Here is a 13471-nt window from a genome sequence, read left to right as displayed (position 1 = left end):
CCAGCCAAAGTTCTGTATTCTGAACGAAAAATCATTGGTTTACCTACACAGAAGTGGCGAAAAGGGATAAGAAAGTCGGGTAAAAGGGCCATTAAACAGGTAAAGTGAATTATGCGTTGTATTGAAGGTATGTATAACTAGAAAACAAAAGGTAACTATGAAATTAAATCGATACTCATTTTCGGTTCTCGTGCTTTTAACAAGCATGCTTTTTTGTAATAGCTGTCAGGAGCAGAGGAACAAGGAAAATGTAAGTGACCCTCCTAATCCTGCCAACGTCGCAGGTTATGTTACAGACTCTACAAGCTTATACGACCAGGTGGCGATTGAGACTATCCTCCAAACAGACACAATGCAGTTCCGGGATCAAACAACAGAGGCTTTTAAGGAAGCTTTCGAGCAGGCTCTAATCAACTATTTACAACTTCAGGAAGCACTCGCCCAGAACGATCTGGCGAAAGCGGACCAATTTGCTTCCGAAATGCTGGGCAGCTTAAGAGCCACAGATGTAAACGACCTGCAGGAGGAAGCAAAAGCTTTCTGGGCTGAAAAGAAGCTTTTTCTGGAAGAGCATCTCCGTATGCAGCGTGAAATGGAGGACATGCAAAGAATCAAAGAAAACTTTATATACATCTCCACTGCGATGATAAAAGCTGTAAATGCTTTTGGAAGTAGCTCGGAGCTTTATGTTATGTACTGCCCATTGGTAAATGAACGTCGTGGTGCCTACTGGCTTAGTAAAACAAATGAAGTAAGAAACCCATATGGGGCGGATGCTTTTTTGGAGTGTGGTGAGGTAAAAAAAATACTCAGATAAAAAGCTGCTGCACTTTCCTAATTACTCCGCTTAATAAAGTGAGAAAGCAGTTCGTAAGAATGTACTCTTGCTTCATGGTCATAAATATGTGAGGTTACCATTAGCTCATCTGCCTGGGTTATTTCTATAAATTCACCTAAGCCTTTCTTCACTGTTTCCGGACTACCGATGAAGGCATAGCGAAGCATCTGTTGCACGGCGTACTTCTCAGAAGCATTCCATAAGCTCTCCATATCACTGGCAGGTGGCTGCATTTGATTAGGCGTTCCCCTTATCACATTAAGGAAAGAGGTGTAAAGCGTTGTGGCAAGCCTGTTTGCTTCTTCATCAGTATCAGCAGCTACAACATTGACACCGACCATGGCATATGGTTCCTTCAGGTGCTCTGAAGGCTTGAAGTTTTCACGATACAGTTTCAGGGCAAAGTGTAAGGCCTGTGGTGCAAAATGACTGGCAAAGGCAAAGGGTAAACCAAGTATAGCTGCCAGCTGTGCGCTATAGGTACTGGAGCCTAAAAGCCAGACTGGTATATCTAAGCCCTCACCGGGCACAGCTCTTACTTTAGAGGGTTCTTTGGGAGCCAGGTAATGCATCAGTTCGGCCAGGTTCTCCGGGAAATCTGTGTCTGCCGCTCTTAAGTCGCGACGTAGCGCCATAGCTGTAAGCTGATCAGTACCTGGGGCACGACCAAGACCCAGATCAATCCTGTCGGGATACAACGATTCCAATGTGCCGAACTGTTCTGCTACAACGAGAGGGGCATGGTTTGGTAACATTACACCACCCGAGCCAACCCGGATTTTAGAGGTACCTCCTGCAATATGGCTGATCAGTACAGCCGTGGCAGAACTGGCAATACCAGGCATATTGTGGTGCTCCGCCAGCCAATACCTGTTAAAGCCGAACTTTTCTGCATTTTGAGCCAGGTTCAGGCTGTTTTTAAAAGAGTCTGATGCTGTTTTACCGGAAAGGATAGGTACAAGGTCCAGAATAGAAGCCGGAGTGTCTTTAAGTGTTTTTTTAGAATGGTCTGTCACGTTTTCTTTTAAGTATGATATTAAATAATAATCCGGTAGCAGCCTATATAAGCTGCTACCGGACTTATACTTGCTTGGGTTATTAGCAGCCGTCTACGCCGCAGCTTCCTCCTTCAGATTTTACCTCCTGAAGCGCAGGAGTTATTTGCTGGAAAGCCTTCAGGAACGTATCTGCAGGTTGTGCCCCCCTTACAAGGTACTGATCATTGATAATAAAAGATGGTACTCCTGTAATGCCGGCAGCCTGTGCAAAACTCTCCATCTCACGTACTTCCACACGTCCCTCATCTCCCTCAAAGAATCCTTCGAGTCGTTCAGCAGGAATACCATTCTCTAGGCCGATCTTTGTCAGAACCTTGGTATCATTCATGTTGTTGCCGTCCGTGAAGTTGCTCTTGAACAATTCATTGGCAACAGCTTCCTGTACTCCGTATTCATCTGCCAGCCAGATAAGCCTATGGCCGTTAAACGTATTGTTTATAACCATACCGGGAGAGAAATTAAATATAATTCCTTCCGCAGTGCCACTCTCCTTCATTTGCGTATCCATTTCACCCAGTTTTGGTAAAATAGCCTCTCCGTAATTATTTCTAAAATAATCTTTTCTGGTGATACCGCTTTCGGGGATGCTTGCATTCAACTCAAAAGCTTTGAAGTTGATATCAAACTCATACTTGTCTTCTACAGCTTCAATAGCTTTTTTTAAACGACGTTCCCCTACATAGCACCAGGGGCAGTTTATGTCTGAAACGATGTCGATCTTTATTTTCTGTTTTGTCATATCTGTACATTTATTTGCTCCTGGTTAACTGGATCAGGAACAGTATTTATCTTCCAAAGTATACATTAGTATACTTACTAGGGGGTGCTGCAATTTGCACCCCAATGCCTTGCATAATCAACGTAATCTTAACAGTAGTAAATTAAGTATCGTTTCAATACTAGGTTACCTTTAGTAACTTAAAGTTATTTATTAACTTTGGTAGTGTCAAGAAGGTATTTAACAGGAACGTAGGAACATGGGAGTAACTAAAGCTGAGGACCAGCGGGTTAGGATTCAGAAAAAAATTGAAAAAGTACTCACAGCCAGGCAGGAGGAAGAGCAGTGTTGTCCGGTGAAGGATATTCTTGCCCGATTTGGAGATAAATGGTCTATTTATGCTATTCTGATGCTAGGAAAGCATGAAACGCTTAGGTTTAACGAACTCAAGGGTTTGATTGCTGGCATTTCGCAACGTATGCTTACAGTAACCTTGCGTGCTCTTGAGGAAGATGGACTTGTAAACAGGAATTCATTTCCTGAAATACCGCCCCGGGTAGAATATTCTCTCACTTCTCTGGGGCAAAGCCTGTTATTGCAGTTACTTAAATTGGCTGACTGGGCTAAACTAAACATACACCAGATTCTGGAGGCGCGGGAGCGTTATAATAAAAAATAAAACTGTGAAGGTTGGTAACCGGCTGTATAACAAATGCATAGCTGATTTCTCTTTTCCCCAATGTAAAAAATGGAACGTTGTGGCGCTGCAAACACTTTTGGATGTACCCTGAAGAATTACTTTATACTACATGCACGTATATTTTGCATCAATAAACTCTGGAAGCAACGGAAATTGCTATTATATCGGGAATAATCGGGAAGCTGTTCTCGTGGATGTTGGAATCTCCTGTCGGGAGGTAGAAAAGCGAATGAAACGCCTTGGTTTATCTATGCGAAAGGTGAAAGCGATCTTTATCTCTCATGAACATTCTGATCATATTCGTGGCGTTCCCGTCCTAGCCAAAAAGTATCAAATTCCTGTTTATATAACAGAAGGTACAAAAGCTTATTCCAGGACGGATTTCAATGGAGTGTATACCTTGCCTTTTTTCTCGGAGCAAGCAGTACAGATTGGTGAATTCACTATTTTGCCTTTTGCTAAGTTACATGATGCCTATGATCCACATAGCTTTTTAATTACTTATAAAGGAGTACAAATTGGTGTGTTCACAGACATTGGCTCTCCTTGTAATAACCTTATTAAGTATTTTAGTCAGTGCAACGCAGCTTTTCTGGAGGCAAACTATGATGAGGACTTATTGGAGCGGGGGCATTACCCTTATTATTTGAAGAAGCGTATAAGAGGGGGCAAAGGACATCTTTCCAACAGGCAGGCACTTGCTCTTTTTACAGCCTGTAAGCCTTCTTATATGAGCCACTTGTTATTGTCACATTTGTCTAAGGATAATAATTGCCCTGATTTAGTGAAAGAACTCTTTACATCACAAAGTGAATCAACAGAGGTAATTGTAGCCTCACGTTACCAGGAGTCAGCTGTTTTTTGTATCAGTTGTACCGATGTCCACCATGCAGCATTGCAGGAAGGTGTGGAAATTGATTTAGGTAAGTATGCTTCAGTTTATAAGGAACAGCAGGAGGTGCCAACCAGTATCTTTGGAAAGCAGTTACAGTTGTTCGAGTAAAGGGTAGTTAATTTCATCTCGTGCTTTTGAAACTGCATCCCTGTAAAGATAAATTAAAAAGAAAATCCGCCCCATAAAGGGCGGATTTTACTTGGGGTAATTAACTAACCAATATATTTTCTGTTTGAAAATCCATCCATCTACTTATGCTGATTAAACCTTTTTATAGAATAGGGTTTAAATTTAGCACTACTGCTGCATATCAAAGCAAAGAATAAAAATATGAGCCAATTGGCCGCAGCAGCTGAAAAGCAAAAAAGGAGTGGACATTTGTGTTACTGCTGCTCAGAAGACATTGCCTTCCTCATAGCAGTAGGATACTGCGAAGAAAACAGCAGATTAAAGAAATTTGACGATATCAGGGGCCTTTCGTGAGGCTGGAGTGTTTCCCACAGTCGCTTCCAGAGAAGGGATGTTCACTAAGTTTAAAGTCAAAGTTATACTGTGGGGGGTATAGCTGTGCTAGAACAGCCTGAAATAATGGGATAAGTAAAGACTTCTTTAACTGTAAAACAGCTTCTGTTTCACCTGATTCTAACTCTCCGGCTGATAAGATAAAGTCCGGGTCTTCTGAATTATTAAGAGAAAGAATAGATTGGCATGGAGCAACAGGAGCTGCCTGTGCATTACCTGAAGTACATAAAGTGATCGCAAAGCATAGCAAAGCAGCTAACAGAGCGCCAAATTTATGAATCAGATATATAGCCGGTATTCTCACTGTAGTAAAGAAAAGGACTTCCGCTAATTAAAGCAATCGTTTTATCAATTATATTTTGTCTTTCCTATATAGAGCCGTAAAAACTGATATAAGTAGGAGACTTGTCATGCTGTCTTACTTTTATTATCAGGAGTATACGGGCTTCTTCTACTAAAGATGAAGAAGTAGCTTCTTTTTCTCCTGCAAGTACTGATACGAAAAAATCAGGTAGACCTAACTGAAGTACGATTAGCACTAAATCCCCTGCTCACTTTACGGCGGGGGAATTATTTCCTGTTTAAAATACTATTTCTCATAAAGGAACCAAAGCCTGCAGACCCTGTTAAAACTCCAATTCACCTGTTGTCGTTTCATGAGTTATAAGTACAGCACTTAAATTAAGTGGTGGCGATTTTCACATATGTAACTCCAAATTATGCACAATAAGGTATATTCAGGCAGTCCTTTTCCTTTGGGAGCCACATGGGATGGTAAAGGAACCAATTTTGCTTTGACAGCAATAAACGCTACAGGTGTAGAGTTGTGCCTGTTTTCTGATGAAAATGCTAAGAAAGAAAGTGAAACTATAAAGCTCACAGAACGAACCCACCAGGTGTGGCATATTTATATTCCAGGTGTCAAACCCGGGCAGCTTTACGGGTACAGGGTGGATGGGCCGTATGATCCTATGAATGGACATCGTTTCAATCGTAATAAGCTACTGATAGACCCTTACGCCAAAGCTATTGCCGGAACCATACGGTGGCACGATTCCCTCTTTGGGTATAAGCTGGGTCATCCTGATAAAGACCTGAGCTTCAGTAAGCAAGATAGTGCACCCTACTTGCCGAAATCAGTAGTAATTGACACGCGTTTTGACTGGGAAGGGGACAGTCGACCTAAGACGGCCTATTATAAATCTGTAATTTATGAAGCCCATGTCAAAGGCTTCACAAAACTTCACCCGGAAATACCCAAAGAGATAAGAGGCACTTATGCAGCTCTGGCTCACCCTGTAACATTGGAGTATCTAAAGAAGCTTGGAATTACGGCCATAGAGCTAATGCCCGTGCACCACTTCGTTACAGACCGACACCTTGATGAAAAGGGGCTCACAAACTACTGGGGTTATAACAGTATAGGATTCTTTGCTCCGGATGTCCGCTATTCCAGCACAGGTGTACTGGGTGAGCAGGTAGTGGAGTTCAAGAACATGGTAAAAGCGCTTCATAAAGAGGGAATTGAGGTGATACTTGACGTTGTGTATAATCACACGGCAGAGGGAAATCATATGGGCCCAACTCTTTCCTTCAAGGGAATAGACAATGCTTCTTACTATCGGCTTATTGGCGAAGGCAGGTATTATATGGATTATACCGGAACAGGTAATACCATGAATACCATGCAACCGAACGTATTGCGGCTCATAATGGATAGTTTGAGGTATTGGATACTGGAGATGCATGTGGATGGATTCCGTTTTGACCTTGCTGCCTCACTTGCCCGGGAGCTACACGCAGTTGACCGACTTAGTGCATTCTTCGATATTATTTACCAGGATCCTGTTATTTCTCAGGTGAAACTTATTGCAGAGCCTTGGGATGTAGGAGAGGGTGGTTACCAGGTTGGAGGATTCCCTCCTGGCTGGACAGAGTGGAATGGGAAGTACCGTGACTGTATACGTGACTACTGGCGCGGATCGGACAGTATGTTAGCGGAATTTGCAGAACGTTTTACGGGAAGCTCTGACTTATACCAGGATAATCTTCGCCGGCCTACAGCTAGCATCAACTTCGTAACTGCACATGATGGTTTCACACTGAACGACCTTGTTTCTTACAATGAAAAACACAACAAAGCGAATGGCGAGCAAAACAAGGACGGAGAAAGCCACAACCGTTCCTGGAATTGCGGTATAGAGGGACCTACGGATGATCCGAAGGTGATCGCATTGCGTGACAAACAGAAGCGAAATTTTCTGACGACTCTTTTCTTATCACAGGGAGTTCCTATGCTTTTAGCCGGAGATGAATTCGGCCGAAGTCAAAAGGGCAACAACAACGCCTACTGTCAGGATAATGAGATTTCATGGATTGACTGGAACCACATCGATTCAGACTTGCTTGAGTTTACGCGTAAGCTAATTCATTTGGTAAAGAAGCATCCTGTTTTTGGACGTAAAAGATGGTTCCAGGGTAAGCCTATAAAAGGTGTTGGGATTGAAGATATTGCCTGGTTTTTACCGGAAGGAACCGAAATGACGGAGGAAAACTGGGACCATGACTACGCCAAATCACTTGGGGTGTTCCTAAACGGGCATGATATGCACTCCAGGGGCTCCGGCGAAGTAGTTTCTGATGATAGCTTCTACGTTATTTTTAATGCGCACTATGAGCCTCTCGACTATAAGTTGCCACCCAAAAAGTATGGAAGTAACTGGATTAAAGTTCTGGATACAGCTGAAAACCGTGCAGATGCAAAGAACGGAACTTTCGGTGCAGGAGAATCCATAAGAATAGATAGTAGGTCGGTGGTGCTCCTTCAACATCCATTAGAAAGTAAATAAAAATATAAGATGGCTTTAATGTTTTGAAAAGCAGTGAGTTATGTTGTGTATTTCCTCCTGAGTCTGATTTAAATTAACTATGTCTAATATTTTCTGGCACGGATTTGGGATAACTGATCTCATTACAAACAATATCTTTGACTTAAAGAAAAGTGTTATGAAAAAGGTTAGTCTTATTTTAAGTTTGGTTTTATTAGTGACATTCGCTTTCAATAACTCAGCGGAGGCGCAGAAAAAATGGAGTCCACAGGCTAAGGGTGCTGTCATTGGTACAGCCACAGGTGCCGCAGCAGGTGCTGTTATACATAAGCGTAATCGTGTTATAGGTGGTGTTGTAGGTGGCGTTGTAGGTGGCGCTGCTGGCTATGGTATTGGTAAGCACATTGACAACAAACAGAAAGAAAGAGAAGCAGAAAGAATTGCAGCTATTGAAAGAGCGGAGGCAAACAGAGCAGCATCAGAAAGAGCTGCGGCAAGGAGAGCGGAAGCAAACAGATCAGTTGCAAATAACACCAAGGCTGTATCAAACAAAAGAGTAGCTAGCAGAGCGGAAGCTGCTCCGGCGAAGCAGATTGAAGCTGCTGATTATCCTGCAGTACATGCTTATGCCAGCTATAATACACAGGATCCGATTATGAGCATTGCTCTGCTTCCTAACCTGGACTATGGTGATCCTACAAAGCCATATTATACATCAGAATACAGAAGAAAGAGCTGGTAACATTTACCCTGTCTTTTACATAATAAGAAAGCCCGGGTAGTAATATCCGGGCTTTTTCAAAAGTTGAAATTTAACTTATACAGACATGAGAGCATTAGTTATTATACTTGGTTTTGCTGCTATGTTCTTTACTTCCTGCACCAAACAGAAGGAATCTGTTAACATTCAGGAACTAAACCAGCAGTTTATTAGTGCCTGGAACTCTAAAAATGCAGATAAAGTAATTTCCTTTTTAGGAGAAGATGTTCATTTTTTGCAAGGCGAGGTTCATTTTCAGGGTAAGTCTGAAGTGGCAGATAAGTGGGTGCGCGAAACAATGGGCACTATTGCCGACCTTAAAACAAATGTTGTGAGTTCGGGCACGGGTGAGAACATCGCCTATGAAGCAGGTACTTTTTCAGTAGATGTGTTACCTGCCGGTCCCGACCAGCCTCATGGGGTTGGAGAGGGTAACTTTATGTTGCTCTGGAAGAAAAGCGAAGAAGGAGAGTGGAAGCTTCATTTTGCCCAGCTTGAAGACCTGCCTGTTCAGGCAAGAAACATGTAAAAGAATAGTGTCTTCTGCGGAAGGTGAAACAAAAGCCGCCTTGGGTTATCTGGGGCGGCTTTGAATTTTTATATGTTAAAGCAAAGCAGGAGCCTGCCTGTAAATTCTTAAGAGCTATATTAGAGCAATAGTGTTTCAATGCGGTGGGCCTGCACCATGTTTTCACTACGCGACCAGGAGAAGACTGTGAAGCGTCCGTCCTGAGATGCGATAAGAGCCATCGCCTCTCTCTGATCATGCACGAATTGTGCTGCAGACAAGTGGCGGGTGCCCCCGTGGCGGGCCGGGTGGGAGACGGTTGCTACACTTCCGGCTATGGGCTCGGTTGCTAACATTTCATTTACCGGCTCCATGCCTTCCCGGCGACCTATTTTTGCACCGAAGGCCAAAAGTTCGTACGAATCACTTATTATAGTAGCGCCATCAATGGCAGTCAGGCCAGCAATGCCATCAATGGTACGTTTCAGTTCATCCTGCCACAGGTTTTGATTTTTTTCAGTGGTGTCCCGGTCTAAAATATCCTTCAATAAAGAAAAGGCTGGTTGTACGGCAAAGTTTATGGGGTAAATGATAGACTTTTGCCAGGTGGTACTGCCGGAAGGTACAACAAGTAAGGAACCTCCATGTTTGTGTGCCCGCATGGAAACAGCCATCTGTACAAGCACGTTTAGGGAGTCGTCCCACAAGCCTGATGAAGTGTAGCCAAGCATATTTTTCAAAACATTGGGGCTGTCAGGTAATTTTGCATTATCCTCGTCCACTACTTTTACCTCATCACCTTTAAGTACGGCAACGTTGGCAAACTTGCCAAAGCCATCTAACCTGCGGTGCTTGATAACCAGTAGCCCAGGCTCCGGGACATCCACTACAAAACAAAAGCTGGGAATAGAACGTGTGGCTCCCCATATATAAAGGTCTTCCTCATCCTGCCAAACCCCTAAATGTATACCAGGTCGTTCTACACCAGGGCCTAATTTGGTTAAAACACCTGAATTCAGGGGCAGCGGCTTTTCAAACAGCATTGCCTGATCAGCCTGGTCCGGGGACAGCCATGCTAAGGAAATCTTTGGTGACTGCCCCTCCTCACGCCGCAGGCTTGTCCAGAATGCCGTATCAATTATTGCTTCTATGATAGTTGCTGGTGGGGATGAGGCTGGTATGTCATCATTGTTATGCCGAGCAGCAGAGATATTTCTCTTAAAATGTTCTTCCAGTGCCTGTGAAACAGTCTTTGCAGCTTGGTAGGTTATGTTGCGGTGCTTCCCCATATTACTCTCAGAACGCCTTCAATTCAGTTTTGTTTATCTTAGTATTAACTTCCTGAGCCATATGCCTTCATCAGTAATAAAATGTAAAGTATATAGTTCTTGTGGGTTATAAATTTGTTTTGGTTAAATAATAGTCTTACAACAACTGTTTAAGACTTATTTTTTTACCTATCAATTGTGAATCATTACCGAAGGCATAAATAGTTGACGCAGGTCCAGTTTTTTTGGGGTACTTTATTTACTGAAAAAAGTATTTGAGTAGGTAACTAAAAACGGGGTTATGTGGTATCATTTTAAGTGCCATTCTGTGTTTGCGCCTATAACAATACATCAACAGAATTGTATTTATAAAATTTAATATAGCAACAGGGTTGTTTTTTAAGCTGTTAATGTAGTGGAAATTGTCACAATCACATTTTATCAGTAGATTGCTTTCTATCGTTAACTATGTTTATTGAGGTTTTTCAGCTAGTTCTTTAGTTAAACGTTTTCCCATTTTTATGGTTAAATTACCTTAAAGCTTAACCTTTTCTTACCATAACATATGCGTAAACTCTACTCCGGTAACTTTCTATTATTCTTACTCTTTGTTTGCACAACCGCTTTGGGACAGGTTGTTACCACTGTTCCTGAATTTCCTACAGCAAATAAAGAAGTTACCCTCATTTTTGATGTCTCAAAAGCCAAAGACTCGCGCGCTGCAGGGTTGTTAGGTAAAACAGATGATGTATTTCTGTGGTCAGGTGCCGGCACAACGGCAACTGCAAATGCATTTGAGTACCAGCCAACAGGGCAAACAGATTTCTCTAAGCCCTTTGAGCCGGGAAGAATGACTTCACTGGGCAATAACCGTTGGCAAATAAAGCTGACCCCAAGGCAGTATTTTAATGTTCCCGCAGACAAAGACATAAAGAAGCTTGGGCTGTTACTTAAGAGCGGAAACGGGCAACACCAGACAGAGGACTTTATCATTACCATATATGATGATGCGCTAAACGCAAGTTTCAGCAGCCCTTCCGAGAGTTCTTTTTTCGTAAATGCCAACGCAAGTATCTCTGTTGTAGCTAGAGCATCAGCCCCTGCTACACTCACCTTAAAAAGGGATAATACTGTTCTTGTAACCGAGGGAAATGCAGAAACACTTACTTATTCTTTAAATGCAGGCACAGAGGCAGGAGTACGTAAAACGGTCGTATTTGAAGCAACAACTACCACTGAAACTGCGAGAGATACTTTTTATTATACTGTAAAGCCGTCTCCGGTAGTGGAGCAACGGCCTTCTGGAATAAAAGACGGAGTAAATTACACAAGTGCAACCAGCGCTATACTTTCTCTTTTTGCCCCACACAAAGAGTTTGTGTATGTAATCGGAGAGTTCAACAACTGGCAGGCTACTTCCGAATACCTCATGAAGCGCACGCCTGACGGAGAGCGTTACTGGCTTGAATTGAATGGATTGCCGGCAGGAGAAGAAGTGGCTTACCAATACCTTGTTAACGGTACACTTGCTGTTGCTGATCCCTACACCAACAAAATACTTGATCCGAACAATGATCAGTATCTGACGGATGCTAATTACCCGGATCTAAAGGATTACCCAACTGGTGCAAACGGTATCGTTTCAGTACTACAGACAAATCAGCAGACCTACACCTGGGCCGTGCCTGATTTTGAGAGACCTGATCCCAAGAACCTGGTGGTATATGAATTGCTGGTACGCGATTTTGTTGCCACCCGTAATTATAAGACCTTAACCGATACCCTTTCTTATTTCAAAAGGCTGGGAATAAACGCCATCGAACTGATGCCTGTGATGGAATTTACAGGTAACGATTCCTGGGGGTACAACCCAATTTTTTACTTTGCGCCTGATAAAGCGTACGGTACAGCACGTGAATTAAAAATGTTTATTGATGCCTGTCATCAGAATGGCATCGCTGTTATCCTGGATATTGTGCTTAACCAGGCAGATTACGAGTTTCCTTACGTAAAAATGTACTGGGATGGGTCTAAGCCTTCTGCCAACAGTCCTTTCTTCAACCAGCAGGCAACTCACCCTTTCAGTGTCTTTTTTGATTTTAACCATGAGAGTCCGGCAACAGAGGAGTTTGTGCGTCGGGTTACAAAATTCTGGCTTCAGGAGTATAATGTGGACGGGTTCCGTTTTGACCTGTCAAAAGGCTTTACACAGAAGAATACGGGTGGTGATGTAGGAGCATGGAGTGCGTATGATGCGAGCAGAGTGGAGAACCTGAAGCGTATTTATGACGAAATCAGAGCCTATGATCCTACTGCTTATGTTATTCTGGAGCACTTTGCCGATAATACAGAGGAAAAAGAGCTGGCAAACTATGGTATGATGTTCTGGGGTAACCTTAGCCACGATTACAGAAATGCAGCGAAAGGAGAATCGGTAAATATGGATTGGATATCCTATAAGAAAAGAGGTTGGCAAAACCCCTACTTGATTGGGTATGTTGAAAGCCATGATGAGGAGCGACTTATGTATGATGTGATGCAGAATGGCCGTTCCGCTGACTCTTATAACACAAGAAACTTAGTTACGGCACTTAACAGGGCTAAACTTGCGGCAGCATTTTCTCTGCTTGTTCCCGGTCCTAAGTTGCTTTGGCAGTTTGGAGAGTTGGGCTATGATGTTAACATTGACTTTAATGGAAGAACCGGGGCTAAACCCCTTCGTTGGGAGTACCAGAACGATGCGGAGCGCCAGAAACTCTACAAAGTATATTCGGAGCTGATTAAGCTAAAAACAAATGAAGCTGTATTCAAGACAAGCGACTATTCGCTTTCATTTGATGGAATGGTGAAGCGTATGGTTCTTGTAGAAGGTAACACTACAGCGTTTATGATCGGTAACTTTGATGTTCGCAGGCGTACTGAAGAAGCTAAGTTTCCGGCTGTGGGTACGTGGTACGATTACTTTACAGGAGAGTCTGTGAATATCACAAACCCGGTTGAGCAGATCGTGCTTCAGCCTGGAGAATTTCGCATTTTCACAACCAATCGTCTGAGCACTCCGCAGGCTGGTTTGGTGCCGTGGCAGAATGTGGCCTTGTCAGCAGAAGATGAACTGGCAGCAAGGTCTACCAGCGTATATCCTAATCCATTTGAAGATAAGGCCCAGGTAGAGATCAATAGTAACTACAGAGGGGAAGTTACCCTTACTTTGCTTGACCTAACTGGAAGGTTGATCCAGAAGGAGGTAATATCAAAAGATAGAGAAAACATTCAGCACACTCTACATTATGGTAAAGTCGGTGCCGGTATATACCTGCTCCAGGTTGAAATAGGGCAGGGGAAAACAATAAAGAAAATGGTTAAGCTCTATTAAGAA

The 13471-nt window shown here is 42.9% G+C and carries 10 protein-coding genes; 7 read left to right on the top strand and 3 right to left on the bottom strand.

Going from position 1 to position 13471, the window contains the following annotated elements; all coding sequences use genetic code 11:
• The first annotated feature begins 157 nt into the window (after window positions 1-157).
• Window positions 158-817, top strand: a complete 660-nt coding sequence (locus ACFSRY_RS00555) for a DUF3347 domain-containing protein (protein WP_377502238.1) — start codon at window positions 158-160, stop codon at window positions 815-817.
• Between the two features lie 17 nt (window positions 818-834).
• Here the strand turns inward: ACFSRY_RS00555 and ACFSRY_RS00550 are convergent, their stop codons facing one another.
• Both ACFSRY_RS00550 and ACFSRY_RS00545 read right to left on the bottom strand, forming a co-directional pair.
• Window positions 835-1854: an LLM class flavin-dependent oxidoreductase gene (locus ACFSRY_RS00550; protein WP_377502235.1), complete on the bottom strand. Its 1020-nt coding sequence runs from the start codon at window positions 1852-1854 to the stop codon at window positions 835-837.
• A gap of 82 nt (window positions 1855-1936) precedes the next feature.
• Window positions 1937-2635 carry a DsbA family oxidoreductase gene (locus ACFSRY_RS00545; protein WP_377502232.1) on the bottom strand — a complete coding sequence of 233 codons (699 nt, stop codon included), beginning with the start codon at window positions 2633-2635 and terminating at the stop codon, window positions 1937-1939.
• Window positions 2636-2873: 238 nt separating this feature from the next.
• Here ACFSRY_RS00545 and ACFSRY_RS00540 point away from each other — a divergent pair, with 238 nt between their 5' ends.
• The 5 genes from ACFSRY_RS00540 (at window position 2874) to ACFSRY_RS00520 (ending at window position 8848) form a co-directional block, all read left to right on the top strand.
• A complete protein-coding gene (locus tag ACFSRY_RS00540) occupies window positions 2874-3293 on the top strand; it encodes a winged helix-turn-helix transcriptional regulator (protein ID WP_377502229.1) in 420 nt (139 codons plus the stop codon).
• 130 nt (window positions 3294-3423) lie between these two features.
• Window positions 3424-4317, top strand: a complete 894-nt coding sequence (locus ACFSRY_RS00535) for an MBL fold metallo-hydrolase (RefSeq protein WP_377502226.1) — start codon at window positions 3424-3426, stop codon at window positions 4315-4317.
• Between the two features lie 1133 nt (window positions 4318-5450).
• The gene (gene glgX / locus ACFSRY_RS00530) at window positions 5451-7580 is read left to right on the top strand and encodes a glycogen debranching protein GlgX (RefSeq protein WP_377502223.1); all 2130 of its coding nucleotides are present in this window, start codon (window positions 5451-5453) and stop codon (window positions 7578-7580) included.
• 79 nt (window positions 7581-7659) lie between these two features.
• A complete protein-coding gene (locus tag ACFSRY_RS00525; RefSeq protein WP_377502220.1) occupies window positions 7660-8301 on the top strand; it encodes a glycine zipper domain-containing protein in 642 nt (213 codons plus the stop codon).
• A gap of 85 nt (window positions 8302-8386) precedes the next feature.
• Entirely contained in the window at window positions 8387-8848 is a 462-nt protein-coding gene (locus ACFSRY_RS00520) for a YybH family protein (RefSeq protein ID WP_377502217.1), read from the top strand.
• Between the two features lie 119 nt (window positions 8849-8967).
• Here the strand turns inward: ACFSRY_RS00520 and ACFSRY_RS00515 are convergent, their stop codons facing one another.
• Entirely contained in the window at window positions 8968-10116 is a 1149-nt protein-coding gene (locus ACFSRY_RS00515; RefSeq protein WP_377502215.1) for a putative sensor domain DACNV-containing protein, read from the bottom strand.
• A gap of 544 nt (window positions 10117-10660) precedes the next feature.
• On the opposite strand from ACFSRY_RS00515, the gene ACFSRY_RS00510 reads away from it, so the two are divergent.
• Window positions 10661-13468, top strand: a complete 2808-nt coding sequence (locus ACFSRY_RS00510) for a DUF4961 domain-containing protein (protein ID WP_377502211.1) — start codon at window positions 10661-10663, stop codon at window positions 13466-13468.
• Window positions 13469-13471 lie beyond the last annotated feature (3 nt).

Origin of the sequence: Pontibacter locisalis, from assembly GCF_042684605.1 — a bacterium.
Lineage (GTDB): Bacteria > Bacteroidota > Bacteroidia > Cytophagales > Hymenobacteraceae > Pontibacter > Pontibacter locisalis.
The sequence above is the reverse complement of the archived record's forward strand: the minus strand, read 5'-3'. Positions and strand labels throughout refer to the sequence as shown.

Excerpts from the sequence above, each read along its gene's own strand:
- ACFSRY_RS00555 (WP_377502238.1), top strand. The coding sequence starts at position 158 with ATGAAATTAAATCGATACTCATTTTCGGTTCTCGTGCTTTTAACAAGC.
- ACFSRY_RS00515 (WP_377502215.1), bottom strand. The coding sequence starts at position 10,116 with ATGGGGAAGCACCGCAACATAACCTACCAAGCTGCAAAGACTGTTTCA.
- ACFSRY_RS00545 (WP_377502232.1), bottom strand. The coding sequence starts at position 2,635 with ATGACAAAACAGAAAATAAAGATCGACATCGTTTCAGACATAAACTGC.
- ACFSRY_RS00525 (WP_377502220.1), top strand. The coding sequence starts at position 7,660 with ATGTCTAATATTTTCTGGCACGGATTTGGGATAACTGATCTCATTACA.
- ACFSRY_RS00540 (WP_377502229.1), top strand. The coding sequence starts at position 2,874 with ATGGGAGTAACTAAAGCTGAGGACCAGCGGGTTAGGATTCAGAAAAAA.
- ACFSRY_RS00535 (WP_377502226.1), top strand. The coding sequence starts at position 3,424 with ATGCACGTATATTTTGCATCAATAAACTCTGGAAGCAACGGAAATTGC.
- ACFSRY_RS00520 (WP_377502217.1), top strand. The coding sequence starts at position 8,387 with ATGAGAGCATTAGTTATTATACTTGGTTTTGCTGCTATGTTCTTTACT.
- glgX (WP_377502223.1), top strand. The coding sequence starts at position 5,451 with ATGCACAATAAGGTATATTCAGGCAGTCCTTTTCCTTTGGGAGCCACA.
- ACFSRY_RS00510 (WP_377502211.1), top strand. The coding sequence starts at position 10,661 with ATGCGTAAACTCTACTCCGGTAACTTTCTATTATTCTTACTCTTTGTT.